We start from the raw sequence: 26,054 nt of genomic DNA, 5'->3' as shown, positions 1-26,054 counted from the left end.
TTCTGCTATTAGATACGGACGTAATGGAGAATTAGATTTTTTAATGTTTATTTTTACACCTTTGAAATGAAGGTGGATCCGAATGTTTTGTCAACTTTAAAATTTAAATATTTACTACAAATAACTTGATGTGAAGTATTTAACCCCTAATAATTGAAGACGTTTTATGAATAAAAAGGATCCATATGCAGCCTTGCGATTTAAGGAATTTAATATTTTTTTGTTGGTTCGTTTTGCAATGGTCTTTGCTTGGTCCATGCAATTTGTGGTAATAGAATGGGAGGTATACAGCATTACAAAAAATCCGTTGTCCCTGGGAATTATTGGTTTGATGGAGGTTATTCCCGCAGTGGGGATGGCCTTGTTGGCGGGTCATATTGTAGATCAATCGGAAAAAAGAAATCTCCTCATAAAATGTCTCCTTGGATTTTCTGTCATAAGTTTTGGGCTGTTTTTACTGACCTGGCCAAGAATAGTGGCCGATTGGTCCACCAACATTATCCTGTATTCTATTTACTTTTTGGTATTCTTGGGCGGCTTTGTAAGAGCCTTTATGGGTCCAACTGTTTTCTCTTTGTTTTCTTTAGTAGTTCCCAAAAAAATATATCCCAATGCTGCAACTTGGAGTAGTTCCGTTTGGCAAATGGCCTCCGTTCTTGGGCCCGCATTGGCCGGATTTTCCATAACATGGATAGGGGTTCACTGGTCTATGTGCCTAATTGTGGGCTTTTCTGCCCTTGCGTTGGTTTTTTTATTTCAAATACCAAAAAAACCAATCTTGAATCCAAAAATAGGGGAGTCCATGATGACCAGCCTAAAGGAAGGGGTATCCTATGTCTTAAAGACCAAAGCTATATTTGGAGCTATCACACTAGATATGATTGCCGTTCTCTTTGGAGGAGCCATTGCCCTATTACCTATTTATGCGCAGGATATCCTAAAAGTTGGGGCAGAGGGATTTGGGGTATTAAGGGCGGCACCCGCTGTGGGAGCCTTTATTATCATGTTCGCATCGGCCTATTTCCCTTTGCATAGAAATGCCGGAATGAAGCTATTGGTTGCCGTCTTCGGATTTGGCATCTGTATTATCATTTTTGGATTGTCCCAAACTTTTTGGATATCGGTCCTAGCACTTTTCTTTAGTGGTGTTACGGATGGAATTTCCATGATCATCAGACAGACCATCCTGCAATTAAAAACACCAGACCACATGCGAGGGCGGGTATCCTCTGTAAATTCGATGTTTGTAGGTTCATCAAATGAGCTAGGAGCTTTTGAGAGTGGACTTACCGCTAAATTGATGGGAACGGTTACCGCGGTGGTCTTTGGAGGAACTATGACCCTGTTAACGGTTCTCGGATTTGGGATTTTCTCTCCTACCTTCAGAAAATTGGATTTAAAAGATGATTTGGATAAACACGAATCTGAAGAATAAAACGTATTTATTAAATATGTTTAATTAAAAATGATGGGTTTTTTAACAAAATCATCGAGATATATGAACCAATTGTCCAAAGAGTTTTATAATTTCAAAATGTAGTGCTATCTTTGTAGCCGTTTCTATGTACAAAAAGAAACAATTTTTGCATTTCTTCGATTAAAACCACTGAATTGGGTATTCGATATATCAATTGCATCGATTGATATTTTCCAAGGATTCTTTTAGTATTTTCTCATGAAAAGTTGTACATTAAAGACAGAATTGAATCATTAACAAATATAAATTAATAGTATAAGCGAATGGCGAGAGCACAGGAAACCTTTAATAAAAAAGAAAAAGAGAAAAAGCGTTTGAAAAAACGTGAGGAAAAAATGAAGAAGAAAGAAGCCCGTAAGGCAAATTCCAAAGGCGGAGACTTTGAGGATATGATTGCTTACGTGGATGAAAACGGACATCTTACAGATACCCCGCCAGATCCATCAAAAAAGGTGAAAGTTGATGCGGAAAGTATCGTAATAGGGATTCCAAAGAAAGAGGATTACGAAGAAGAGGAAGTTGCTGACAAAACTGGTAAGGTATCTTACTTTGATACTTCAAAAGGTTTTGGTTTCATTATAGACAGTGTTTCCCAAGAAAAATATTTCGTCCATGTGAGTGGACTTATCGACGAAGTTCTTGAGAACGATAAAGTTACCTTTGAATTAGAAAAAGGTCTTAAGGGGATGAATGCCGTTCGCGTTAAGAAAATCTAGCTACAAATAACATTGTTATATTTTAGAAAGTACTTGGAAACCCTCCAAGTACTCTACTAAAATATGTCCTTACCTCACTTTTAGCATCAAATAAATATCCTATCGATTAATCGGTATGCGTTAAATTTCCCATAATTAACTTTCATGGGCGTTGAAGTGCATGGGTTTATTTATACTTTCACCCCATAACAAAATTCCCAAATACACACTATGCCAATGCACTCCAAACCAAGGTTGCTCATTTTTGATGTTAATGAAACGCTATTGGATTTAAAACCGATGAAAGTGGCCATTAACAATGCCTTGGCAAATGAACTTGCCTTTGATAACTGGTTTTCCTCTCTTTTGCACTACTCACTGGTCGAATCTATTTCAGGGAAGTACCAAGATTTTGGAAAAGTAGGAGCAGCAACGCTTAAAATGACAGCAGAAAAATTTGAAAAGCAAATCTCTGAGAGCAAAATTAAGGATGTTCTAAGTTTGATAAAAAAATTACCCCCACATCCCGATGTTGTGCAAGGACTTACCATACTTAAAAATAGCGGGGTAAAAATGGTCGCCTTGACCAATGGCACAATGGAGGTTGTGAAAGCCCAAATGGCATTTGCAGAAATTGACCACTTCTTTGATGAACTTTTTAGTGTGGAGAATGTGAAACAGTACAAGCCACATCCTTTAACCTATACCCATGTGGTAAAGGAAATGAAAGCTTCGCCAATTTATTCCATGCTGATTGCCGCCCATGGATGGGACATTGCGGGTGCCCAAAGAGCCGGACTAATGACTGCTTTTGTTTCAAGGCCCGGAAAATTCCCATATCCTTTGGCAGAAGAAGCCGATATTACCGGAAGTAACATTCTATCAATAGCAAAGTCCTTGGTTTAAGATAAAAGCAGTGCCTCTGCACTTTACAGGTACTATTTAACAGCGTCTTTTTACAGCAGTTAAATGCACAAAATATTCCCGTTGTACACCTAAAATTAAGGGTCCAATTGCCTTTTCTAAAAACTTTAGGATAATTTAGGACTTAAGATTTGACTTCAAGCCTATAAAGGCCGTACTTTTGCGGGCTCTAAAGCGTCTACATGTCTACAGTAAAAACCTCCGAAACAGAAGAAAGAAAATCAGGTAAAGATCTTTATAGCTACCAGAAGGGAGCTATAGATAAAATATTCAAATGTTTTGAAGAGGCTCCTGAGGATTACCATTTGTTGTACCAATTGCCCACGGGTGGAGGGAAAACAGTAATCTTCTCTGAAATGGTACGCCAATATCTTAAACATCATAACAAAAGAGTGGCCGTACTGACACATAGAGTGGAATTGTGCAAGCAGACATCCAACATGTTGACCGAATTTGGGGTGAAGAACAAAGTAGTCGACAGCAAGGCCAATTTGGACGATCAGGACGAATATAGCTGTTTTGTAGCCATGGTGGAGACCTTGAACAACAGATTGAATGACGATAAGCTCGATATATCGGATATTGGCTTGGTCATCATTGATGAGGCCCATTACAATTCTTTCACCAAATTGTTCAAATTTTTCGAAAATTCCTTTATTCTGGGAGTTACAGCTACCCCTCTAAGTTCCAATACCAAGCTTCCAATGAATGACAACTACAATGAATTGATTGTAGGGGAAACTATTGAAGCGCTTATAGAGAACGAGTTTTTGGCAAGGGCCGAAACCTATTCCTATAACGTGGGATTAACATCTTTGGAAATTGGTTCCAATGGGGATTATACCGTGAAATCATCGGATGATCTTTATACGGGAACCGATATGTTGGGAAAATTGATGCAGGCCTATGAGGAACGCTCCAAAGGAAAGAAAACCTTGATTTTCAACAACGGTATCAACACCTCTTTATTCGTATATGACACCTTTAGAAGGGCAGGGTATCCCATTATGCACTTGGACAATACTGCCACTAAAAAAGAACGGAAACAAATTCTTAAATGGTTCAAGGAAACACCAGATGCTATTTTAACATCGGTTAGTATTTTGACCACAGGGTTCGATGAGCCAACCGTGGATACCATCATTCTAAACAGAGCTACCAAATCCCTGGCACTTTATTACCAAATGATAGGTCGTGGTTCCCGTATTTTGAGGAATAAAGCAACTTTTACCGTTATTGACCTCGGTAACAACTTCCATCGCTTTGGACCTTGGGGAGCTGATTTGGACTGGCAAAAAATATTTCACTCGCCAAATTATTACTTGGACAACCTTCTTAATGATGAAGACATTGAAGGGAATTTTAGGTATGAAATGCCCGATGAACTCCGTGCGGAATTTGCCAATTCCAAGGAAGTCTATTTTGACATAAAACAAACTTATATCGATTCCATTAATAATGGGGAGTCTTCCAAGGTTGTTCTAGAAAGATCCATTGAGCATCACGCCAAAATCTGTATTGAGAATAGTGAGGATGTATATGATGCCTATGCTTTGGCAAAAATGTTAGGGGATGATATAGATTACAGAATAGAACGCTATACCAAATGTATCAGCCGTAGTACCTTTAATTTTGTGGATTGGCTCAACAATGACTATCGAAAGAAACTAAGAGCCTATCTAAGGGATAATTTTGATACTGTTTTTGAGGAAATTCACGGCAGACCACCAGAAGAGTAATTCTTATTTTAATAACTACTTAGAGCTTGAAGTTCCAAGCCACAAATCTACTTTGTTTGTTGCCCTGTTCCATGGTCACGGTGCTGTATTGGGCTTTCAGCTTTTGTAATTGCTTGTAGATCTTGGGGAGGTGTTCCTTCTTGGAAACAAGGGTTGTAAACCATCCTACCTGATTTTTAAATCCTACGCTCTCCTTAATCATTCTTTTTATAAACAAGGATTCACCACCATTGCACCACAATTCATTGGCCTGTCCCCCAAAATTAAGTGCAAGGTGTTTGATGCCATGAAGATTTTTTAATTTTCGTAAGGTTCCTTTTTCCGCTTCTTCCTTAGAAGTGTGAAAAGGAGGATTGCACATGGTGAAATGATAATATTCCCCCTCTTTAATGATGCCTTGAAAAATATGGGCCTTGTTACTCTGATGCCGTATCTGGATCTTGTTTTCCAATTTGGGTGTTAGGTCAACATTACTTTGTGCTCCTGCAACTGCAGTTTTGTCTATATCCGCACCTACCATTTGCCATCCGTAAATTTGGGCTCCTAGGATAGGGTAGATACAATTGGCCCCAACCCCAATATCGAGGCCCACTATGCTTCCTTTATGAATGGCCGCATCCAACAAATCCGAAATATGATGGATGTAATTTGCCCTACCTGGAATTGGGGGACAGAGATAATTAGCAGGGATGTCCCAATACCCAACCCTGTAATGAAGTATCAAAAGTGCCCTGTTCAAGGCTATCACCGCTTCGTTTACAGAAAAGTCAATAGTCAAATTATCATGTTGGTTTTTATGGACAAAGGGGGCTAGGGCTGGGTAAGCCTTTATTAATGCTTCAAAATTGTAAGGTGAATTATGGATATTGCGTGGATGCAAAACAAAAGGGTATTGGGTGAATGATAAAGATACGCTCATTTGTGCCGTTTATAGAAATAATTAATATTCATGGTCTATTCTTTTAGGTCCACTCTGTGAATTTTGGGTAGGAAATGTATAAATTATAGCTATCGTTACATATTTATTTATTGTAATATTGCAATGAACAAATTCAATTACATGGGACTTACCAAATCGGAAATATTTACCGACCAACAAAATAAAATTGCCACTCTTGCCAAAGCTTTTGGCCATCCAGCAAGAGTAGCCATATTGCAACACCTTTTTAAAACTGATTCTTGTATTTGCGGGGACCTTGTCAACGAAATTGGTTTGGCACAACCAACCATTTCCCAACATTTAAAAGAACTGAAAAACCTTGGTCTCATCAAGGGCAGTATTGAAGGGACCAGTGTATGTTATTGCATAGATCAAAAAGTTTGGGAAGAAATATCATATCTCCTTTCCAACTTTTTAACCCAAGAACCAAAGGCGGCTGAGAGTTGCTGCTAATCTAGTATCCAAATTATAACATTGTATCAAACTTCATGAATAAAGAAAGCATTTTTCCCGAACTGCAGGATCTCATCAAATCCTTAAAGCAGGAGACTATTACCGAAGAACGAAAGGAAGTTCTGCAGCCTTTGATCGATTACATTCAAAATAATGTAGAAAAAAAGAACCCCATCAATTTAAATTTTATTTGTACCCATAACTCCAGACGCAGTCATTTATCCCAGGTATGGGCGCAAACCGCTGCTTTTTATTATGGAGTAGGGAATGTCAATTGTTATTCTGGAGGGACGGAGGCTACCGCCTTATTTCCAATGGCAGCGGCTACATTAGAGGATCATGGGTTTGAAGTATTATCCCTGTCCAAGGAACCAAATCCCATTTACGGGATCAAATATGCTCAAAATGCCCCTCCTATCATAGGTTTCTCCAAGACCTATGATGCTGAATTTAATCCCAAATCGAACTTTGCCGCGGTAATGACCTGTTCCCAGGCAGATGCCGGATGCCCTTTAATAGAAGGAGCAAATAAACGAATCCCAATTACCTATGAAGATCCAAAAGCTTTTGATGGTACTCCCCAACAGGCCGAAAAATATAGGGAACGAAGCCTTCAGATCGCCACCGAATTGACCCACGTATTTTCAAAAATTAAAGCATGAACATGTCCTTAAAAAAGAAAAAACTAAACTTCTTGGATAGTTACCTGACCCTATGGATATTTTTGGCCATGGGCCTTGGAGTTTCTTTAGGTTACTTGGTTCCTACTATACCAAAGTTGATCGAGTCATTTGGAAATGGCTCTACCAACATCCCAATCGCCATTGGACTCATCCTAATGATGTACCCACCTTTGGCCAAGGTAAATTATGCCCTTTTGCCCAAAGTGTTCAGAAATGTAAGGATATTGTCCATTTCCCTTATCTTAAATTGGATCATAGGCCCCATTTTAATGTTCATATTGGCCATTACCTTTCTGCAGGATTATCCGGAATATATGGTGGGACTCATATTGATAGGACTTGCCAGGTGCATTGCTATGGTATTGGTCTGGAACGATCTTGCCGAAGGCAGTAGTGAATACGGGGCCGGACTAGTGGCCTTGAACAGTATTTTTCAGGTATTCGCCTATAGTTTTTACGCATGGCTGTTTATCACCGTTCTGCCACCTTATTTTGGCTTTGAGGGTGCTATAGTGGATATTTCCATTGGCACCATTGCCGAAAGTGTGGCCATTTATTTAGGAATTCCATTTTTGGCGGGAATAGTAAGCAGATTTGTGTTGGTAAGACTCAAGGGGGAGGCCTGGTATACCACCCGATTTATCCCTGCCATTTCACCACTCACCTTAATCGCGCTTTTATTTACTATAGTTGTCATGTTCTCCTTAAAAGGCCAGCTAATTGTAGAGATCCCAATGGATGTTGTGGTCATTGCCGTTCCTTTACTGATCTATTTTGCAATAATGTTCATCATAGGTTTCTATTTCAGTAAGGCAATGGGCGCCAGTTACGATAAGAATGCCGCAATTTCATTTACGGCTGCCGGCAACAATTTTGAATTGGCGATTGCCGTTGCTATTGGCGTGTTCGGAATAAATTCTGGTCAGGCTTTTGCAGGGGTGATCGGACCTTTGGTGGAAGTTCCAGCTTTGATCCTCTTGGTACGTGTGGCCTTTTGGCTGCGCAAGAAATATTACCAACCCTTAAAAACGGTTTGATTGTACCATAAGCTATAGAAAACAGAAATAATTCAATAAGACAAATTCCACTAATACATACCATACCAAGTAGTTAGTAAAGTTTATTGTGATCTATTTTAACTGGCAAAAAGTTTCAATGGAAAGCATTGGGTAGCGAATATTAAATCTTTATATATTTAAGCCTTCTTAAGACAATAGTACATGAATTCAGCTAAGGAATTACTCAATATATTAGAGCTCATAGAAGTTGGTACACATCAATTTGAAGGGGAGAGCAAAACCATAGGCAGCCCAAACGTATTTGGGGGACAGGTTTTGGCACAGGCCCTGAATGCGGCCTACCGAACTATTACCAACAATCGCATTTTACATTCCTTACACTCATATTTTTTGGAGGCAGGGAATTTGGAATTGGCTATCACATATGAGGTTAGTATTATTAGGGATGGGGGTAGTTTTTCTACAAGAAGGGTGACCGCCTTACAAAGGGATAAAATCATATTTATCCTTTCCGCATCATTTCATAAGATCGAAGAGGGGTATGAGCATCAAATTCCTATGAAAACTAACGTGAAACCCCCGGAGGAGTTGTTAAGTTGGGAAGATTTATTAGAACAATATGGTAAATTATTGCCTAAAAATAGAAGGGAATTTCTAGAGATCAAACGGCCAATAGATTTTAAACCAACGGTAATAGCGAATCCAATGGACAGAAAGGATTTACCGCCCTTCAATGACATTTGGTTTAAACTCAAGGGAAACATTAATGGGCTGGAACTGCCCATAAAACAACAGATACTTACCTATATCTCAGATTATAACATCTTGCTGACGGCAATTTTACCAAATGCCAGCAAAGCACACTACGGTAATTTGCAAATGGCCAGTTTGGACCATTCCATGTGGTTCTTCAGGGAATTTGATTTTGATGATTGGATGCTTTTTTCTATTGACTCTCCAAGTTCTGGCAATGCCCGTGGCTTCTCTAGGGGAAATATCTTTTCAAGGGATGGTAAACTTATTGCCTCAGTTGCCCAAGAGGGATTGTTGAGACCATGGAAAAAGCAATAACTATTTAATTTATTGTAAAGGCAGAAAACTTCTTTTTGAACCTGTAGATATATCATGTGGAATATTGGAGCCAGCTATCTAGCGTTCTTGATGGTTCTCATTTTTCTGTAAAGGGTAATATTCAAAAGGGCAAACCAGCCGATAAAGCTAACAAATGTTATTTTTTGAATCGTAGGAAGTACAGTTATAAGAACACCCGATTCATAGACATAATAGTTCAAAAGAAAAATGGCCAAGCAAAAGATTCCTAAAGCAAAAAGCTGTTGATATCCTTCCTTATATAGCGCAACTATGGTTGTGATCATGGCAAGCAACCCAATAAGTCCAGCAATATATATGACCAAATCATGGGAGTTGGATGATAAAAATAAGGTAATGATCATGGCCGAAATACCTGCAACTCTCATCACAACCAGGTGCACCCCTTTCCTTTTGAAAAGTTTGGGTAGGTAATACCACAATACGGTCAAGCAAGAACAAAGAAGAAAAAGTGCAAAACGAGCAAGGTTTTTTGACGGATTTGGAGAGCCGTTAAGGGTAGTACTATCCAGTAAATCACATAAATAATTGTTCAAAAAACTAAAACCCTCCTCTGCAGATGAGTAATGGGAACCTCCAGGATATAAAGAAGCAGCCTTAATAATAAAGAATACAAATAATAGCATCCCCAAAAGTGGTATTAATAGGGCTCTGTGCTTTTCATGTGCTGTATTCCAATTCATTTCATGTTTTTACGTTCTTCCATGGGTACAATACAATAAGGTAGTGCGCTAAAAACAAATATGAAATGACCTATATCAACCCAATTATTGGATAGTTACCTGCTAATTATGGTGTATTTAACTGTTTTCCCTCTCTAGAATAGTGAGGGCCAAACGTATTTTGGAATACTCCAATTCCTCATTAAAATGATCAAAATAAGGTTTTAGTCCTTCTGGAGAATTCAACTCTTTTTTTGCATTTTTCACAGAATGGACTTCTTCTTTGGTCACAAATTGGTACATATCTATGTCCTTGCCCTCACTGTATAATTTGGAAAGGTGCGAAAAAACTGTGGGTGCTTTTAAATCCCTGGCCTCGGCAATTGCCTCAATGGACATCCCTTTCTTATACATTTCATAGGTAACCTTGACCGTATCGGATTTCTTGGGCTTCTTTTTTTTCTCGGCCATAAAGGCATTTATTTCCGAGATGAACTCGTCACCGTAAACTTCCATTTTACGTTGTCCCACACCGCTGATCTGCATAAATTCAGCTTCATTCATGGGTCTTTCGGCCTCTATTTCCTTCAAGGTGGCATCACTAAAAATCAAATATGCCGGAATATTCTCCTCCAACGATATTTTTAAGCGCAGCAGTCGTAACCTTTCAAACAGGGTATCTTTTTTCTTGGACTTTTTGGCCTTTTCTTTCTGTTCTTCCAATTGCACATTTCTATCTAAAGGCTTCGTCATTTGCACTTGCTGCCCATTAAAAAGTACTTCCTTGGAAAAATGGGTAAGCTGTAGCGCATTGTGCTTGTGAAAAGCTATCTCACAATAGCCTTGGTCTATCAATTGTATGATATAATGTTGCCAATCTTTCCAGGAGATATCATTTCCTATCCCGTAGGAGGGAATTTGATCATAGTGTTTGTCCAATGTGGTGGCATTTTTTGCTCCTCTGAGCACATCTATAATTACCCCCATGGGTTCTGATTGCCTTAGTCTGGTAATCACTGATAATGCTTTTTGTGCTATAACGGTTCCATTAAAGAATTGAGGTGGGTTTTTACATATATCACAGTTTCCACAATTCTTCGCCAAGAGTTCCCCAAAATAACTCAGAAGTATTTTTCGCCTACAACTCGTGGCCTCGGAAAATTGTTTCATCCGATCCAATTTAGCAACCTGCAGTTGCTCATTGGTCGTGCCATCTATGAATCTTCGTAATTGTAACACATCCGCATAACTGTGGAACAAGAGTGCTTTTGCCTTGGTGCCATCTCTTCCAGCGCGACCGATCTCTTGGTAGTACCCCTCTAGGTTTTTTGGCATGTTGTAGTGGATCACCCAGCGAACGTTAGATTTATCTATCCCCATTCCAAAAGCAACGGTGGCACAGACAACTTGGATCTTATCAAAAATAAAATCTTCCTGTACTTTTGTGCGTTCTTCAAAATTCAATCCTGCATGATAGGCATGGGCATCTATCCCTTTGCTTTGCAGCCTGTCTTTTAACTGCTCAGTCGATTTACGGCTCAAACAATAGATGATTCCCGATTGATTTGGTCTTTGACCTATAAAATCTATGATCTGGTTTACCCTATCATTCGCCGGTCTTACTTCCAACCCAATATTTTTCCTGTCGAAGGAGGTAATGAATTGCTTGGCATTGGGAATTTGCAGCTGATCAATGATATCTTGTCTTGTGGCCTTATCAGCGGTTGCGGTAAGGGCAATAATGGGGGTGTTGGGCAAGGATCTTTTTAAAAAGGACAATTGTTGGTATGATGGACGAAAATCATGTCCCCAAGAAGAGATACAATGCGCCTCATCTATGGCCACACAACTAATATACGTTTCTTTTAAAATGTTTTCTAAAGCACCTAGACTTTCCGGAGCAACATAAAGCAGCTTAAGCTTTGATGTCATTACTTTTTCTAAGATTTCTTGTTGTTCTTCGGCTGCCTGGCTACTATTAAAATAATCGGCTTCTATGCCATTGGCCCGTAACCCATCCACTTGGTCCTTCATTAGGGCAATTAAAGGGGAAATAACCAAGGTAACACCACTGAGCATCAAGGCAGGCAATTGGAAACATATAGATTTTCCTCCTCCTGTTGGCATGATCACCAAACAATCCTTTTGCTCCAAAACAGTATTGATAATTTCCTCCTGTTGGTTGCGAAAACTATCAAATCCGAAGTATTTTTTTAAAGTGGGAATAAGGGTGCTGGAATCGGTCAAGGTTCTTTTTTAAGAATTCAACTGCAAAATAAAACTAATTCCAATCCTTAGAAAAATAGAATGTGATAGAATACGCTACCTTTGCAAAAAATTTTACCCATGAGTACCTTTGAAAATTTCAATATATCCAAACAACTTCACTATGCCATTGAAGATTTGGGGTTTGATGTTCCGACCCCAATTCAGGAAGGGGCATTTTCTGTTATTCTCTCAGGTAAGGACATGGTTGGTATTGCCCAAACGGGTACAGGGAAGACTTTTGCATACATGCTGCCCTTATTACAGGATCTGAAATTTTCTAAACAGACCAATCCAAGAATCTTGGTGATGGTCCCCACCCGTGAACTGGTGGTACAAGTAGTGGACCAGATAAAAAGTTTTTCAAAATATCTGACGGTAAGAGTCGTAGGCGTCTATGGGGGCGTTAATATGAACACCCAGGCACAAGCAGTTGCCCAAGGTGCCGATATAGTTGTAGCCACCCCAGGCCGATTATATGATTTGGTCCTAAGCAGGGCACTTCAGTTGAAAGACGTTAAAAAATTGGTGATAGATGAAGTAGATGTGATGCTGGATCTTGGTTTCAGGTTTCAATTGATCAATATATTTGAACTATTACCAGAAAGAAGACAAAATATAATGTTCTCAGCAACTATGACGGATGATGTGGATGCCTTAATCAATGACTTTTTTGTCATTCCCGCTAAAATATCAATAGCTGTCAGCGGAACGCCATTGGAGAATATTTCACAACAGGTATATGCTGTTCCAAATTTTTACACCAAAATAAATCTGTTGAACCACCTACTGAGGGATAAACAAGAATTTCATAAGGTACTGGTCTTTGTGTCCAACAAAAGAAGTGCTGATAAGGTTTTTGAATGCTTGGAAGAACGATATGCTGATGAATCTGCCGTGATCCATTCCAACAAAACTCAAAATTACCGCTTGCGATCCATCAACCAGTTTGATGAAGGAAAAAACAGGATCTTGGTGGCGACGGATATAATGGCCCGTGGTTTGGACCTGGACAAAATTTCACATGTCATCAATTTTGATACCCCTAACTATCCCGAAAATTACATGCACCGTATCGGAAGAACAGGTAGGGCAGAGGAATTGGGAAAATCCATTCTATTCTATACCGAAAAGGAGGCTCCATATAAGGAAGTCATAGAAGATTTGATGGACTATAGTATTCCGGAAATGGAAATACCAGAAAAAGTGGCTATTTCAGAGGAGTTGACTCCAGAAGAACGCCCTAAAATCATAGAAGGGAACAATCCGGACGAGCGCTCGGAAGATGCGGGCTCTGGTTTTCATGAAAAAAGTGAGAAAAACAAGAAAACCAATCAGGGAGGATCCTACAAAAGAATTATAGCACAAAAATACAAGAAACCCAAAACTAGGGGGGATAAGAACTACAACAAACGCAACAAACGGAAATAGCAGTCCTTAATTTCTATCGTTTGTCATTCACTTCACCTTATGAGAAGTAGGACATTAATTGTGAGTAATTGTGCATTTCATCGTTTTGTTCCATCTTTTCACACTATTAAAGGATGATTGTCGTTAACTACTTATAAATCAAGTTAAGTATGAAAACAAACATGTTTAAAAGCGGAATATTTTTGCTCTCAGGTATAGCTTTATGTATGGGATATTCCTGTAGTAAGGATGACAGTTCCGAAACTTCGGATCAAGAATTATCACAAACAGAAGTAAAAACAATTTTAGAAGCTGATGATCTATCCGGTATTGCGGATGATATCGTTTCCGAGGCTTACATGAACAATTCAAATTCTGGTAAGTCGGCAAAAGGTACTAACGAATGTTACGTGGCAGTTTATGATGATAATGGGTTTACAATGACGTTCGAAAATTGCAACATCCGTAACCATGAGAATGTAAACGGAACCTTGAATGTAGTTTATACCGGACAAGGAGAAGCTCCTTCCTTTAGGGTTACCTATGATAATTTTTCAGTAGGTGATATTGGATTTAATGGCACCAGAAGTTTTACCATGGAAATGGGAACAGATCAAAACTCCGTGGCATACAATGTTACAAGCGATTTAACAATTACAAAAGCCAATGGTAATGTACTGGAAGTAATAGGCTCTAAAGGCGTTCTTATCACCTTTGGGGAGACTTTGGAAGATATTACCTTTAGCATTACCGGAAAATGGACCGTTAAGGAAGGTAATAATAGCTATAGTCTAGATGTAAAAGAGGCATTGGTTGGAAACCTTTCTTGTGAGTTCTTAACACAGGGTGTTTTGGAAATCAACAAAAATGGATTGGTCGTTTCCATTGATTGGGGCGATGGTGAATGTGACGATATCGCTACTCTGATCTATCCAAATGATGTTGAGGAAGATTTTTCACTCCGTGATTAAATAGAATATATATTAAGTGTATATATAAGATCCCCTGTTGCAACCGACAGGGGATCTTTCTTTTAATAAAGGTCTCGTTGGTCCATACTAACGTGTATTTCATCCAAAAGAACTACTCTACATTAAACCTTTTCCCTGGAGAAGCATCCAAAAATCAAAGAATATTAAAACCACCAAAAAATAGTATCATGAAAAAGTTCAGAATCAGTATTATCGGATTATTGTTATTAAGTTCCACTGCCTCGAAGGCCCAGAATGTCAAAGAAGCTATTCAAGACCACCATCAAATTCGTGTGGATAAAACAACCTTAGCTAGGGATGAAGCCGAACTTAAAGCCTTCGATTCCCATAGTCATGATTTTAAAATGGCCATCAATACAAAAAACATTGGTGCGGCTAAAAAAAATCAAACCATATTATTGGGCAGTATGTCCCGAGAAATAAGTCAGACAGAAGTTAAAATTGCAAGTGCAAAAAAGGAGGTTGTACAGAGCACCAGGGAAATTGGAACCGATAAAAGGGAGAATAGAAGAAATAGAAGACAATATGTGGGATCCAATGATGATCATAGAGATATTGCCAGAGATAGACGCAATACCAGGGATGACATAAGGGACAAAAAAGATGATGTTTTGGATCTTAAAGAATTGGAAGCGAGATTAGGGCATCAGAGAGCCTTGTTCCAGACAATAAAAAACATTTCCTATTCTGATATGAACAAAGTTGTAAAGTTAGAGCTTCATAAAAATATTCTGCAAAAGTTTATGGGCACCATGAAAGCCGATCTTGCCGAGACGAAGGAGGAATTAAGGGAAGATAAACGGGAATTGGGCGAGGATAGAAGGGAAAGGCGCGATGACCGAAGGGAAAGAAGAGAAAAGTATTAATACTACCCTGTAAGCCCATTTAGTAGTGACACTACCGTTACAATGGTCGGACCTAAACGGATATATAATTGGATTGGCTATCTTGTGCATGCGAATAATCTACACTAATCTAAATGAAAATCACCAATAGCAATACTGCCGATATACCCGAAATCTTTAGGCTATATCGGCTTGCTACAGCCTTCCAAAAAACAAAAAAATGCGTTCAATGGCCCGAATTTTCAACAGAACTGGTTTCCAAAGAAATTGCCGAAAGCAGGCAATGGAAACTAATGATCGGCCAAATAGTGGCCTGTGTGTGGGCGGTAACTTTTGAAGATCCCGAAATATGGGAAGAAAAAGATGTAGACAAGGCCATGTACATACACAGAATAGCCACGAATCCCGAATATAGAGGACAGCATTTGGTGGAACATATAGTCACTTGGTCCAAAGGCTATGCCCAAGAAAATAAACTGGATTACATCCGAATGGATACCGTAGGAGAGAACCTTGGATTGATATCCCATTATAAAAAATGTGGGTTCGAATATTTAGGTCTTACCAAGTTAAAGAGCACTGTATCTCTGCCAGCTCATTACGAAAATGCATGCGTAAGCTTGTTTCAAATCAAATTATAATATATCAAGGTTGAGGAAAGTTAATGCCTAAAAAATATAATCAATAGGCCAGAGTTAATAGCTAAAAAGTTTCCCAAACCTTTAAATCTACTGTCCAAATTGGGTAGTTCATCGAAAATTCCCAATAAATCTCTCCAATAAGGGACCATTGAACAACCTTTGTAGCTTATACGTGCGTATATACGAAAGTTAGTTAAACCCAATCTAAAATCTGATATGATGAAAATTAAATTTATTCCACTTTTGTTTTTAAGCCTTTCCCTAGCATTATTAGGATGTAGTAGCGATAGTAATAAAGGCAGTGAATTTGGCAGGCTTTCCATACAACTTACAGATGCCCCCTTTCCCCACGATCTAGTTGCTGAAGCAAATGTGACCATTTTTAAAATTGAAGCCAGGTCCAAAAGTGAAGGTACGGATGAAAACGCTGCACCCTATCTTCTTTTAATGGAGGAAGAAATGGACGTGAATCTTTTAGACCTTACCAATGGCATTACTACAACTCTGGTGGATACCGAAGTTCCTGTTGGATCTTATGACCTATTTAGAGTCTATGTTAAAGGTATTAATATTGTGCTTACAGACGGTACCGTATATGATTTAAAGGTTCCTAGTGGGGCTTCTTCGGGTATTAAAGTCTTTGTAGAACCTAACGTTATTGTTGATGGCGGACTTACGGCAGATCTGCTTTTAGATTTTGATGTGAGCAAGTCGTTTGTGGCCAAAGGAAACAGAAAAGAAGAAGGTGGAATTACAGGTTTTAATTTTAAACCTGTAATTAAGGCGTCAAATTTGTCAACTGCAGGAACATTGACTGGAATGGTTACTACGGATAACGGTGGTGAAATAATTCCATTGGAAGGTGCCCAAGTATCGGTTTTTCCAGAAGGTTCTGATTTCTCTGCGGATGCTTCAATTATATCTACTTTTTCTGATGAAACCGGAATGTATACCATTTTAGGATTAGAGGCCGGGACATATGATGTGGTTGTTGATTTGGAAGTTCAAACTGAAACTGAGCTGGTTGTGTATAAAACCTTTATAGCTGAAGGTGTATCTGTTGTGGCTGCCAATAAAACCACTAAGGATTTTGTACTTGAAGTGATGGAATAACCATTATACAATCAAAATTATAAAGGGAGCAAAATTGATTGCTCCCTTTTTTTATTTTCCAAATTTTTGATTAAGTCCTCTATCTAATTATTTTATTTACAGGATATTTGCAGACACCATATTGGAAACCCAAATACTGAAGGAATAGAACAATGATCAAGAACATTTTTAAGGCCAAGCCAAGTACAGCTATTATAATTGTTCTTGCTTTTTTTTCCATCTATGTTTTTTGGGGAAGTACCTATCTAATGAATAAGGTAGCCGTTTCTGAACTTCCTCCTTTAATGTTGGCTGCTATCCGATTTATTACGGCTGGGACGCTTATTTTCATTATCGCCAGACTATTGGGGCTTCCTCTGACCATCACAAGACCTCAAATAAAAAATTGCATTATTGCAGGATTTTTGTTCTTGACCTATGGCAATGGGGTAATAGTATGGGCTCTAAAATATGTAGATAGTGGTTTTGCAGCTCTTGAAGCATCTACCCAACCCTTGATCATTTTGCTATTGATGCGTTTCTTTCAGGGTAAAAAAATCAGGACTATGTCTGTTTTGGGAATTGTTCTTGGATTTATAGGTATATATCTATTGGTTAGTCAACAGCAGTTAAGTACTCAAGAAGGAAGTACCCTAGGGATCATAATGATTTTTACCTGTATTTTAAGCTGGAGTGTTGGAAGTCTTTTTGTGGCAAAGGCCGATTTACCACCCAATTATTTTATCAATACCGGATACCAAATGCTATTTGGGGGTATTATGTTGGCCTTATCCAGTTTCATAGTTGGAGAAACATGGATCTCTCCCTTGAATTGGAGTGGAAAGGTTCAGGCGTCAATAATTGGTCTAATTTTGTTTGGTAGCATTGCTGCCTTTACTTCCTTCAATTATTTGTTAAAAGTAGTTTCTACCGAAAAAGTGGCAACATCGGCCTACGTAAACCCAATTATCGCAATGCTTTTGGGATGGTACTTTTTACAAGAACAGATTACCTTTCAATCCGTCATAGCGGCAGTAATTCTATTAACGGGTGTTTACTTCATTAACACAAAGAAGAAAGTCTTGATTTTTTCCAGGTTTTCTGGGAGAATGGGGCGCATGTTGGATGATACCTAATGACTTTAATTTGTATTATCGGAAGAAAAAATCATCTTTCATCCAAATCATTTTCATATTTCGAGTATAAGTTTGCCCAAAGAAAAGTAGTTTCTAATTATTTTTTACGAAATTTAGATTGAATTCTATTAAAAACTATTTATACCTTGTATATGAACTATTTAATCATCCTTCTTCAAGTAATCGTAGGCCTTAGTATCCTAAATGTTTGGCTCTTACAAAAAAATAAACCTACAAAGTGGCGTGGTGGAAATGCCAAAACCATTGTGGAAGAGTTTCAGGTATACGGTCTTCCTGTTTGGATGTGTTATGTTGTAGGCGTGCTAAAAGTCGCACTGGCACTTGCCTTGCTCGCAGCAATTTTTTATCCCGAATTAAAGCAACCAGCTGCCCTGGGATTGGCAATATTACTTTCTGGATCTATCCTTATGCATTTAAAGATTAAAGATCCGTTGATGAAATCTTTTCCTGCATTTCTGTTTTTATCAATGTGCTTGATCATTGCTTTTGCGGGATAGGTATTTTCTTTAAGCTATATAAAAATTATTGCCCCATATTGAATTGCCAGATATAGATTGAGCAGCGCATAGAATAAGGCTGGAGAGGATTGTAGCACACTGTCCTTAATCTTGATGCGAACCCATAGCCCTAAAAGCATCAATATAAATAGCCCAATCGTTGATACAAAACACAAAAATGGGCTCATCATAAGTCCCAGGAACAAACCTGTGCTACCCAAAAGTTGTAACGCCCCGGTAAGCCATCTTTGTTGTTTATTGAGTCCATAACGCATGAATTCTAGTTTCATTCTCGGAGAGAAAAAACAACCAATACCAAAAAATAAAAAGGAAAAGGATGAAAAAAAAGTCAATAATGTGAGTCCATCCATACGTTGAAATTAGCTACAGTCTTATGTTAAAATCTAGTTCAAAGATAATTCATTAGAGTCATATCCCCATTTTCTTACCCCTCCAAATCAATTTCCAAGAAATAGGGAAAGCTAATTTCCCGACCAATTCTTTATTTTTACCAAAAAAGTGAAATGGAAAAATCAGAATATGCTATCAATATAGTTGGCTCAGGAATCAGTGGTCTTGTTGCTGCCTTGGTTTTGGAAAAGGAAGGGTATTCAACCACATTATATGAGGCAACTGATAGGGCTGGGGGTCGCATTAAAACAGATATTTACGAGGGATTTCAATTGGATCACGGCTTTCAGGTCCTGTTGGACGCATATCCTATGGCCAAAAAATATTTGGATATGGATTCTCTTGCACTACAGAAATTTCTACCTGGAGCAGTAATCTTCAAAGATGGCAAGAACAAAACACTGGGTGACCCTTTAAGAAATGTATCCCTTCTAATTCCCACACTACTTGCCAATATCGGCACTATATCAGATAAATTTAAAATCCTCAAACTCAATAGTGAATTAAAAGCAATGACAATGGAACAGATATTTGCTTCCAAAGAAACAAGCACCTTAACCTATTTAAAAGACAGGGGTTTTAGCGATGACATCATATCTTCCTTTTTCAAAACTTTTTTTAGTGGCATATTTTTAGAACCTAATCTGGACACCTCTTGTAGGATGTTTCAATTTGTCTATAAAATGTTCGGAGAGGGACTTGCCGTACTGCCCAAAGCTGGTATAGGGGCAATTGCCGGGCAGCTTGCATCCAAGCTTAAGAGAAGTAACATCATGCTCAATACCCCAGTGAAAAGGGTGTTGGAAGGAAAGCTCATCTTGGCAGATGGCAAAGAGCTACCTAGCCATTATACCATATTAGCTACTGATGCTTCCCATTTAACAGGGGATATGAAAATGGAAACTGTTACTTGGAAAAGGTGTGAAACCTTCTATTTTATCTGTCCAAAAAGAATCATACCCCGGCCACTTATTGGATTGATTGCCGATAAAGATGCCCTTATCAACAACCTATTTTTCCATACGAGTTTAGAAATGGCACATCGTGGAGAAGGAGAACTGTTATCAGTGACTTTGGTAAAGGAACACCAATTGAGTGACAAGGATGTGCTGGATAGGGTAGTTCAAGAATTGGAGCGGTATTGCGGTATATCTGAACTATCGTTTTTAAAGCGGTACCAGATTAAAAAGGCCCTGCCACAACTTGCCAATTTGCAATATTCAATGACTCCTCAACAAACCCAATGGTCGTCAGGTATTTATCTGGCAGGAGATCATCATTTATATGGATCATTAAACGCAGCGATGACCACAGGGGAAATGGCGGCCAAGGGAATTTTGGAACACATTAAAAAAGGAAGCTGAAACAATCAATACTTTAGCCACATCCTATTATAGGGCTTTGGTCCATCAACACCTTGCCCTAAATGAATATAATTTTTTATCAAAAAGTTTATTTATCCAAAATTTAATAATGAATAAAAAAGCCATTTATGCCGTAGTCCTATGCGCTCTTATTGCCGGTACCAATGGCCTTCTTATTAAATACATGTCAAGCATGACAACGGGATCCATTGCGTGGTTCCGTGCCATAATACCCATCCTATTTATAGTACCAGTTTTAAGGAAGGAAGGGATGCTCCAATTTAAAGGAAATACTAAAAAAGTATTGTTAGCCTCTGCCATAAATGCCGCTAGAATGTACTTATATTTAATTGCCTTTATCTATACTTCAATTGGTAATGCCGTGGTATTGTTTTACAGTTATCCCATATTTGTAGCAGCAATTGAAACGTTCTTATACAAGGTGAAAATAAGCAAAGCCCACATCCTGTTCTTAATTCTCGCTTTTTCAGGGATTATTATTACATATGCCAACAAACCCTTTAGTTTTGAATCAGATGATTTTATTGGTATGATGGCCGCCATTGGGGCTTCTGTAGGTTATGCGGTTACTGTTGTTATTTTTAAATCGGAAACGGAAAACTATACCAAGGATCAACTTATTTTCTTTCAAAACATAGTTGGCGCATTTTTGTTTCTTCCGTTTGTAATTACCCTCCCAGAGAGCAAAATTGAGCACATGGGCTTAGGGATCTTGTATGGTTTCCTTATCGGTATCGTTGTCTTTAAACTGTTCTTTTTTGGCCTAAAATACCTAACAGCGGCCACGGCAACTTCTCTAATGTATCTGGAAGTTGTAAGTGCAATTTTACTGGGCTATTTTATTTTGGATGAAAAATTAACTTGGAATACCCTCTTTGGTGGATTGTGCATTGTGATTAGTAGCTTTTATATTTCCAGGTTAACAAAAATTGAACCCAAAAACGAACAGCCGCAGTAGTAAATAGACGTTTCTATTAATTTATACCAATAACATTATCCCTGAAACAAATAGCAATCCTAAAATAATTTTTTTAAGGAGCTGTTCATCCATTTTTAAATACGCCTTTTTTCCAAGGACCAAGGCCATAATAAAAAAAGGTAAGACAAATAGAGCGTTGTAAAGTTGATTAACTGTTAATATACCTCCTATGGCCAATACTGGTAACCTAACTACGGTTACCAATCCCAAAATCCCAAACATCGTCGCCCTGAACGTTTTAACGTCAGGGGAAACATTCTTTACAACCATAACGTACAAGGGACCACCTGTAGAGAAAACCCCAGAAAAGAAACCTCCCAAAAACCCATATGTATACTCCATTTTTGATGCTCTCTTAGTCTCCTTTTGCTTTCTTAAGCTTTTTAACACAAATAAAACTATAAAAACACCCAAGGCCTTTTTAAGGAACAAAGGCTGCCCGTAGGATAAAATGACAATACCAATTATTACGCCAACTATAGAGGATAATGCTAATTTTTTAAGAATGTCCTTATCCATGTTTTTCCACTCCCTGTATACAAATACGGGAGTTGAAATAAAATAAAAAATTGAAATATAAGCAATGGCATCCGGCAATGGCATTGCAAGTAAAAGAATGGGCAGGGCAACTAGAGCACCTGCAAAGCCAATAACGGTCTGGATAAAAAATCCCAGAAACGTTCCCAATATTAGAAGTAACAACATGGAATCCATACCCTAAAAATAGTCCAATTTAAAAACTAACAACAATACTTTAAATGAACTAACAGGTATTCTGCCAAAAATAAAATGTATTTTTATACTTATAACACTTTTTTATATGGTAGATCATTTAGATAGTAAAATTATCGAGATTTTAGAGAAAAATTCCCGAACATCTTTTGTGGAGATTGGAAAACAAATAGGGCTTTCTCCTTCATCTATTCGGGAACGAATACAAAAGTTAGAAGAAACTGAAGTTATCTTAGGATATGGTTTAAAAACTAACCCAAAGAAATTGGGTTACGGCCTTGAAGTTTTTATTCTTTTTAAACTTTATAGTGGGAAATTGAAGCTATTTGTTGACCAATTGGATTTGTTTCCCGAGATACAAGAAGGCTTTCGTATTACCGGCGGATTTAATATTTGCATGCGCGTGCTTTTGGAGGACCAAATGCACCTGCAGCGATTTATTGATAGGTTATTGCAATTTGGTGAGCCCACTACACATTTAATCTTATCCGAATTGTAAAACATCTACCACAACATATCTTTTATTAAATACCGAAAATTTAAAACAACTACCTAAAAATCACTACATTGTATAGAAAATAAAGAGTATGCCCATCTATATGGATCGCCATGACGTATCGGAAACCGTGACTGCAGAGCATGTTGCGAAATTGCATATAGAAGATATTAAAATAGAGCACCTTTTTGGATGTAAAGGGCTCACTTATTGGTTTGACGACCAAAGAAAAATGGCATTTTGTTTGATAGAGGCTCCGAACAAGGAAGCTATTGAAAAAATGCACAACCATGCACATGGTGAAATTCCCCATAAAATTATTGAAGTAGAAAGTGCTATTGTTGCATCTTTTTTGGGTCGCATTGAAGATCCCGAAAAGGCGGCCAATGAATTGACACATGTAATTAACGACCCCGCATTTAGGACCATAATGAATGTAGGTCTCAAACCCTTAAATTTAAAGGATAGCTTTAGGGGTATGGGAAACACCCATTTTCAAAAATTATATGATTCCATTATTAAAACCATAGGCTCCAATGATGGCAATATTGTTCGTAATAATTCAGGGGCATTTTTAGTCTCTTTCCAATCTGTATCAAGAGCCATGGAATGTGCCGTTCAAATTCAGGAAAAGTCAAAGAAGTTTAGCAATTCCAATACATTGGTCACTATTGGACTGGATGCAGGGGTTCCAGTGACCGAAAAGGATGGCATTTTTGAGGCTGTAGTTAAGTCGGCCCAACGCATGTCCAATTTCGTAAAGGGAAACATTGTAGTCTCCACCGAAGTTAAGTCGCTCTATGAACAAGAAAATCCTAGCCACGTAATAGATCTCTCAACCATAAGAACCATTAATAATTCTGAGGGACGGTTCTTAAATATTTTAATTGATTACATGGATGAAACCTGGCATAAAACAGATTTACAAGTAGAGACCTTTGGTACCGAATTAGGCTATAGCAAATCACAGTTTTACAGGAAGATGAAAGGGATTACCAATCAATCCCCAAATATATTTCTCAAAGCATTTCGTCTACAGAAGTCCCTACAATTATTAAATAACAGGAAAGGTTCCATTTCTGAAATTGCCTTTGAAACTGGTTTTAATAGTCCGGCTTATTTCTCAAAATGCTTCCAAGCTAATTTTGGAATACTGCCTTCCAAATATCTACAGGAAAATCTAGCATGATCCTCTTACCCGTTATTTGATTACCTGGTTCAAAATTCCTCTTTTTTGAATCAAAATTGGTAGTCACTGTACTTTTATCTCCTTATCTTTAAGTAGTTACTCCACGTACCCCCACAGCCCTCTCCAATTGGGCTCGACTTGGTTTTAATTAATAAAATAGTCCATCATTGTAACCTATTAAAGGTCGCATGAGTGTATAGTTCCCCATCATAATTTTAGTCTAATCAATACAACAACTTAAAATTTTCAATCATGAAAAGCAAGCGCCTATCTTTAAATTTAGCAGCCATGTTGTTGCTCGTATTTACACTTTACAGCGGCACTATTAACGGGCAACAATCCAACGAGATGGCCACAGAAATGTCTTTGGTCCAATCCCACACCAACGCCGACCTGCAATGGGGGCCTTGTCCACCTTTTATGCCAGAAGGTTGTGGAATAGCCGTTTTGCACGGTGATCCAACCAAAAAGAACGTGGATGTTTTCTTTAAGGTCCAAGCAAATTCCGATATACCAAAACATTGGCACAATTCTGCCGAACGGATGATCTTGGTTTCTGGCAAATTGTATGTTACCTATGATGGGGAAAAAGAAGTAGTGATGAACACAGGATCCTACGCCTTTGGTCCCGCCAAAAAGCCACATGTTGCAAGATGTGGGGATGAGGGTCCTTGTGTGCTTTTTATTGCCTTTGAGGAGCCCTTGGATGCCTTTCCAATGGTGGTGAAGGAATAGCGGTATTTAGACGGATAACTTGACATAGTAAGCAAGGTGTAATACTACTAATACATAACATATTTAAAAACAAAAAAATGGCACATGCAGTAGATGACGTAATTCCGTCTAAAATCGAGGATTTTAAAGCCCTGTTAAGGGGAGAAATTGTATTTCCATCAGATGCAAATTACAATGAGACACGAGAAGTGTATAATGCCATGATAGATAAATATCCTGCCATGATTGTCAAGTGCGTGGATGTGGCCGATGTTATATACTCAGTAAATTTTGCAAGAGAAAACGATATTTTATTGGCTATCCGCGGAGGCGGACACAATGGTGGTGGTCTGGGGCTTTGCAATGACGGACTGGTCATGGACCTTTCGGGATTAAAATCAATACGGGTCAATACCAATGACAACACCGTTCTGGTAGGTGGCGGGAATCTCTGGGGGGAAGTAGATCACGCCACCCATCCGTTCGGACTAGCCGTACCCGCTGGTATCATTTCAACAACTGGAGTAGGGGGTCTGACCCTGGGAGGAGGAGTTGGCTATCTATCTCGAAAATTTGGACTGACCATTGACAATCTTTTGGAGGCCGACATGGTTTTGGCTGACGGATCCTTTGTCACCGTAAATTCTGCGGAACACCCAGATTTATTCTGGGCCATTAGAGGGGGAGGAGGCAATTTTGGAATTGTGACTTCCTTTAAATTCCAAGCCCACGTGGTTAAAACTGTCATTGGAGGGCCTACGCTATGGCCTATTGAAAAAACAGAGGAAATAATGGCTTGGTATGATGAATTTATTCATGATGCGCCAGAAGATTTAAATGGCTTCATCGCTACTTTGGTGATTCCAGGACCTCCCTTTCCGGAAGAACTGCATAACAAAAAGTTTTGCGGCATTGTATGGTGCTACACCGGACATCCCAATAAGTTTGATGAACTCTTTAAACCCGTTTTGGCCAAAAATCCGATATTTCAACACGTAGGAGAAATGCCCTATCCATCCATACAAACCTTATTTGATGGCCTTTTTCCACCAAGATTACAATGGTATTGGCGTGCAGATTTCTTCAATAAATTAGGACCTGAAATAAGGGCCGGGCATTTAGAATATGGTTCCAAGATACCAACACCCCTATCACAGATGCATCTTTACCCTTTAAGCGGTGCAGCAAGTAGGATTGGAAAAGAGGATACCCCTTGGGCCTATAGGGATGCCAAATACGCAGGGGTGATCGTAGGGGTAGATCCAGATCCCAAAAACGCAGATAAAATTACACAATGGTGTAAAGATTATTACGAGGCCTTGCATCCGTATGCTTCAGGGGGAGCTTATTCCAATTTTATGATGGATGAAGGCCAGGAACGTATCAAAGCGAGCTATAAACATAATTATGACCGTTTGGTTAAAATCAAAAGAAAGTATGATCCCAGTAATTTGTTTAAGGTCAATCAGAATATAAGACCGTAAACATTATAAAATCAATCAAATAAATAATATTCCCATTAAAAGTGCATTGTAGCGCAAGCCATA

At 38.6% G+C, this 26,054-nt stretch carries 26 protein-coding genes; 21 read left to right on the top strand and 5 right to left on the bottom strand.

Annotated features, from left to right (window positions below):
* Positions 1–166 precede the first annotated feature (166 nt).
* From SB49_RS04145 to SB49_RS04130, 4 genes are all read left to right on the top strand, one after another.
* Positions 167–1,435, top strand: coding sequence for an MFS transporter (locus SB49_RS04145; RefSeq protein WP_062054121.1), 1,269 nt, complete (start codon positions 167–169; stop codon positions 1,433–1,435).
* Positions 1,436–1,740: 305 nt separating this feature from the next.
* Entirely contained in the window at positions 1,741–2,193 is a 453-nt protein-coding gene (locus SB49_RS04140) for a cold-shock protein (RefSeq protein WP_062054119.1), read from the top strand.
* A gap of 216 nt (positions 2,194–2,409) precedes the next feature.
* Positions 2,410–3,078 (top strand): haloacid dehalogenase type II, encoded by a 669-nt coding sequence (locus SB49_RS04135; protein ID WP_062058847.1) that lies wholly within the window; start codon positions 2,410–2,412, stop codon positions 3,076–3,078.
* 200 nt (positions 3,079–3,278) lie between these two features.
* On the top strand, positions 3,279–4,835 hold the full coding sequence (locus tag SB49_RS04130) for a DEAD/DEAH box helicase (RefSeq protein WP_062054117.1): 1,557 nt from the start codon (positions 3,279–3,281) through the stop codon (positions 4,833–4,835).
* Positions 4,836–4,854: 19 nt separating this feature from the next.
* On the opposite strand, the gene rlmF is transcribed toward SB49_RS04130, so the two are convergent.
* Positions 4,855–5,754 (bottom strand): 23S rRNA (adenine(1618)-N(6))-methyltransferase RlmF, encoded by a 900-nt coding sequence (rlmF, locus tag SB49_RS04125; RefSeq protein ID WP_062054115.1) that lies wholly within the window; start codon positions 5,752–5,754, stop codon positions 4,855–4,857.
* Between the two features lie 141 nt (positions 5,755–5,895).
* Here rlmF and SB49_RS04120 point away from each other — a divergent pair, with 141 nt between their 5' ends.
* The 4 genes from SB49_RS04120 (at position 5,896) to SB49_RS04105 (ending at position 9,001) form a co-directional block, all read left to right on the top strand.
* Positions 5,896–6,228 (top strand): ArsR/SmtB family transcription factor, encoded by a 333-nt coding sequence (locus SB49_RS04120; protein ID WP_062058845.1) that lies wholly within the window; start codon positions 5,896–5,898, stop codon positions 6,226–6,228.
* A gap of 35 nt (positions 6,229–6,263) precedes the next feature.
* Positions 6,264–6,890 carry an arsenate-mycothiol transferase ArsC gene (locus SB49_RS04115; RefSeq protein WP_062054113.1) on the top strand — a complete coding sequence of 209 codons (627 nt, stop codon included), beginning with the start codon at positions 6,264–6,266 and terminating at the stop codon, positions 6,888–6,890.
* Positions 6,887–7,948 (top strand): ACR3 family arsenite efflux transporter, encoded by a 1,062-nt coding sequence (gene arsB, locus SB49_RS04110; protein ID WP_235537835.1) that lies wholly within the window; start codon positions 6,887–6,889, stop codon positions 7,946–7,948. The genes SB49_RS04115 and arsB overlap by 4 nt, the downstream gene beginning before the upstream one ends.
* A gap of 183 nt (positions 7,949–8,131) precedes the next feature.
* Positions 8,132–9,001: an acyl-CoA thioesterase gene (locus tag SB49_RS04105; protein WP_062054109.1), complete on the top strand. Its 870-nt coding sequence runs from the start codon at positions 8,132–8,134 to the stop codon at positions 8,999–9,001.
* Between the two features lie 74 nt (positions 9,002–9,075).
* On the opposite strand, the gene SB49_RS04100 is transcribed toward SB49_RS04105, so the two are convergent.
* Together SB49_RS04100 and recQ are read right to left on the bottom strand one after the other, a co-directional pair.
* Positions 9,076–9,723 (bottom strand): hypothetical protein, encoded by a 648-nt coding sequence (locus tag SB49_RS04100; protein WP_062054107.1) that lies wholly within the window; start codon positions 9,721–9,723, stop codon positions 9,076–9,078.
* 117 nt (positions 9,724–9,840) lie between these two features.
* Positions 9,841–11,949 carry a DNA helicase RecQ gene (gene recQ / locus SB49_RS04095; protein ID WP_062054105.1) on the bottom strand — a complete coding sequence of 703 codons (2,109 nt, stop codon included), beginning with the start codon at positions 11,947–11,949 and terminating at the stop codon, positions 9,841–9,843.
* A gap of 99 nt (positions 11,950–12,048) precedes the next feature.
* On the opposite strand from recQ, the gene SB49_RS04090 reads away from it, so the two are divergent.
* The 7 genes from SB49_RS04090 (at position 12,049) to SB49_RS04060 (ending at position 18,601) form a co-directional block, all read left to right on the top strand.
* Positions 12,049–13,398 carry a DEAD/DEAH box helicase gene (locus SB49_RS04090; protein ID WP_062054103.1) on the top strand — a complete coding sequence of 450 codons (1,350 nt, stop codon included), beginning with the start codon at positions 12,049–12,051 and terminating at the stop codon, positions 13,396–13,398.
* 149 nt (positions 13,399–13,547) lie between these two features.
* Positions 13,548–14,348: a hypothetical protein gene (locus SB49_RS04085; protein WP_145758353.1), complete on the top strand. Its 801-nt coding sequence runs from the start codon at positions 13,548–13,550 to the stop codon at positions 14,346–14,348.
* A gap of 188 nt (positions 14,349–14,536) precedes the next feature.
* A complete protein-coding gene (locus SB49_RS04080; RefSeq protein WP_145758352.1) occupies positions 14,537–15,235 on the top strand; it encodes a hypothetical protein in 699 nt (232 codons plus the stop codon).
* 113 nt (positions 15,236–15,348) lie between these two features.
* Positions 15,349–15,855, top strand: a complete 507-nt coding sequence (locus SB49_RS04075) for a GNAT family N-acetyltransferase (RefSeq protein WP_062054097.1) — start codon at positions 15,349–15,351, stop codon at positions 15,853–15,855.
* A 216-nt stretch (positions 15,856–16,071) separates the two neighbouring features.
* Positions 16,072–16,968, top strand: coding sequence for a DUF4382 domain-containing protein (locus tag SB49_RS04070; protein WP_235537834.1), 897 nt, complete (start codon positions 16,072–16,074; stop codon positions 16,966–16,968).
* Between the two features lie 152 nt (positions 16,969–17,120).
* Positions 17,121–18,083: an EamA family transporter gene (locus tag SB49_RS04065; RefSeq protein ID WP_062054094.1), complete on the top strand. Its 963-nt coding sequence runs from the start codon at positions 17,121–17,123 to the stop codon at positions 18,081–18,083.
* Positions 18,084–18,235: 152 nt separating this feature from the next.
* Positions 18,236–18,601 carry a DoxX family protein gene (locus SB49_RS04060; RefSeq protein WP_062054093.1) on the top strand — a complete coding sequence of 122 codons (366 nt, stop codon included), beginning with the start codon at positions 18,236–18,238 and terminating at the stop codon, positions 18,599–18,601.
* 14 nt (positions 18,602–18,615) lie between these two features.
* On the opposite strand, the gene SB49_RS04055 is transcribed toward SB49_RS04060, so the two are convergent.
* Positions 18,616–18,972 carry a DoxX family protein gene (locus SB49_RS04055; RefSeq protein ID WP_062054091.1) on the bottom strand — a complete coding sequence of 119 codons (357 nt, stop codon included), beginning with the start codon at positions 18,970–18,972 and terminating at the stop codon, positions 18,616–18,618.
* Between the two features lie 153 nt (positions 18,973–19,125).
* Between SB49_RS04055 and SB49_RS04050 the strand changes: the two genes are divergently transcribed.
* A complete protein-coding gene (locus tag SB49_RS04050) occupies positions 19,126–20,376 on the top strand; it encodes an NAD(P)/FAD-dependent oxidoreductase (RefSeq protein ID WP_062054089.1) in 1,251 nt (416 codons plus the stop codon).
* A gap of 109 nt (positions 20,377–20,485) precedes the next feature.
* On the top strand, positions 20,486–21,355 hold the full coding sequence (locus SB49_RS04045; protein ID WP_062054087.1) for a DMT family transporter: 870 nt from the start codon (positions 20,486–20,488) through the stop codon (positions 21,353–21,355).
* Between the two features lie 21 nt (positions 21,356–21,376).
* Here SB49_RS04045 and SB49_RS04040 read toward each other — a convergent pair whose 3' ends face one another.
* Positions 21,377–22,081, bottom strand: a complete 705-nt coding sequence (locus tag SB49_RS04040) for a sulfite exporter TauE/SafE family protein (protein ID WP_335337890.1) — start codon at positions 22,079–22,081, stop codon at positions 21,377–21,379.
* Positions 22,082–22,196: 115 nt separating this feature from the next.
* Here SB49_RS04040 and SB49_RS04035 point away from each other — a divergent pair, with 115 nt between their 5' ends.
* From SB49_RS04035 to SB49_RS04020, 4 genes are all read left to right on the top strand, one after another.
* Positions 22,197–22,607, top strand: coding sequence for an Lrp/AsnC family transcriptional regulator (locus tag SB49_RS04035; RefSeq protein ID WP_062054083.1), 411 nt, complete (start codon positions 22,197–22,199; stop codon positions 22,605–22,607).
* Between the two features lie 88 nt (positions 22,608–22,695).
* Positions 22,696–23,793, top strand: coding sequence for a nickel-binding protein (locus SB49_RS04030; protein ID WP_062054081.1), 1,098 nt, complete (start codon positions 22,696–22,698; stop codon positions 23,791–23,793).
* A gap of 252 nt (positions 23,794–24,045) precedes the next feature.
* Entirely contained in the window at positions 24,046–24,528 is a 483-nt protein-coding gene (locus SB49_RS04025; protein WP_062054079.1) for a cupin domain-containing protein, read from the top strand.
* Positions 24,529–24,605: 77 nt separating this feature from the next.
* Positions 24,606–25,991: an FAD-binding oxidoreductase gene (locus SB49_RS04020; RefSeq protein WP_062054077.1), complete on the top strand. Its 1,386-nt coding sequence runs from the start codon at positions 24,606–24,608 to the stop codon at positions 25,989–25,991.
* Positions 25,992–26,054: the final 63 nt, after the last annotated feature.

This window comes from Sediminicola sp. YIK13 (assembly GCF_001430825.1).
GTDB lineage: Bacteria > Bacteroidota > Bacteroidia > Flavobacteriales > Flavobacteriaceae > Sediminicola.
The sequence above is the reverse complement of the archived record's forward strand: the minus strand, read 5'-3'. Positions and strand labels throughout refer to the sequence as shown.

Bases quoted from the DNA above. Each gene is read 5' to 3' on its own strand.
- SB49_RS04040 (WP_335337890.1), bottom strand. From the start codon at position 22,081: ATGTTGTTACTTCTAATATTGGGAACGTTTCTGGGATTTTTTATCCAG.
- SB49_RS04080 (WP_145758352.1), top strand. From the start codon at position 14,537: ATGAAAAAGTTCAGAATCAGTATTATCGGATTATTGTTATTAAGTTCC.
- SB49_RS04065 (WP_062054094.1), top strand. From the start codon at position 17,121: ATGATCAAGAACATTTTTAAGGCCAAGCCAAGTACAGCTATTATAATT.
- SB49_RS04130 (WP_062054117.1), top strand. From the start codon at position 3,279: ATGTCTACAGTAAAAACCTCCGAAACAGAAGAAAGAAAATCAGGTAAA.
- SB49_RS04090 (WP_062054103.1), top strand. From the start codon at position 12,049: ATGAGTACCTTTGAAAATTTCAATATATCCAAACAACTTCACTATGCC.
- SB49_RS04085 (WP_145758353.1), top strand. From the start codon at position 13,548: ATGAAAACAAACATGTTTAAAAGCGGAATATTTTTGCTCTCAGGTATA.
- SB49_RS04045 (WP_062054087.1), top strand. From the start codon at position 20,486: ATGAATAAAAAAGCCATTTATGCCGTAGTCCTATGCGCTCTTATTGCC.
- SB49_RS04030 (WP_062054081.1), top strand. From the start codon at position 22,696: ATGCCCATCTATATGGATCGCCATGACGTATCGGAAACCGTGACTGCA.
- SB49_RS04135 (WP_062058847.1), top strand. From the start codon at position 2,410: ATGCACTCCAAACCAAGGTTGCTCATTTTTGATGTTAATGAAACGCTA.
- SB49_RS04070 (WP_235537834.1), top strand. From the start codon at position 16,072: ATGATGAAAATTAAATTTATTCCACTTTTGTTTTTAAGCCTTTCCCTA.
- SB49_RS04060 (WP_062054093.1), top strand. From the start codon at position 18,236: ATGAACTATTTAATCATCCTTCTTCAAGTAATCGTAGGCCTTAGTATC.
- rlmF (WP_062054115.1), bottom strand. From the start codon at position 5,754: ATGAGCGTATCTTTATCATTCACCCAATACCCTTTTGTTTTGCATCCA.
- SB49_RS04115 (WP_062054113.1), top strand. From the start codon at position 6,264: ATGAATAAAGAAAGCATTTTTCCCGAACTGCAGGATCTCATCAAATCC.
- SB49_RS04050 (WP_062054089.1), top strand. From the start codon at position 19,126: ATGGAAAAATCAGAATATGCTATCAATATAGTTGGCTCAGGAATCAGT.
- SB49_RS04075 (WP_062054097.1), top strand. From the start codon at position 15,349: ATGAAAATCACCAATAGCAATACTGCCGATATACCCGAAATCTTTAGG.
- SB49_RS04035 (WP_062054083.1), top strand. From the start codon at position 22,197: ATGGTAGATCATTTAGATAGTAAAATTATCGAGATTTTAGAGAAAAAT.
- SB49_RS04055 (WP_062054091.1), bottom strand. From the start codon at position 18,972: ATGGATGGACTCACATTATTGACTTTTTTTTCATCCTTTTCCTTTTTA.
- SB49_RS04105 (WP_062054109.1), top strand. From the start codon at position 8,132: ATGAATTCAGCTAAGGAATTACTCAATATATTAGAGCTCATAGAAGTT.
- SB49_RS04020 (WP_062054077.1), top strand. From the start codon at position 24,606: ATGGCACATGCAGTAGATGACGTAATTCCGTCTAAAATCGAGGATTTT.
- SB49_RS04145 (WP_062054121.1), top strand. From the start codon at position 167: ATGAATAAAAAGGATCCATATGCAGCCTTGCGATTTAAGGAATTTAAT.
- SB49_RS04025 (WP_062054079.1), top strand. From the start codon at position 24,046: ATGAAAAGCAAGCGCCTATCTTTAAATTTAGCAGCCATGTTGTTGCTC.
- SB49_RS04120 (WP_062058845.1), top strand. From the start codon at position 5,896: ATGGGACTTACCAAATCGGAAATATTTACCGACCAACAAAATAAAATT.
- SB49_RS04100 (WP_062054107.1), bottom strand. From the start codon at position 9,723: ATGAATTGGAATACAGCACATGAAAAGCACAGAGCCCTATTAATACCA.
- SB49_RS04140 (WP_062054119.1), top strand. From the start codon at position 1,741: ATGGCGAGAGCACAGGAAACCTTTAATAAAAAAGAAAAAGAGAAAAAG.
- arsB (WP_235537835.1), top strand. From the start codon at position 6,887: ATGAACATGTCCTTAAAAAAGAAAAAACTAAACTTCTTGGATAGTTAC.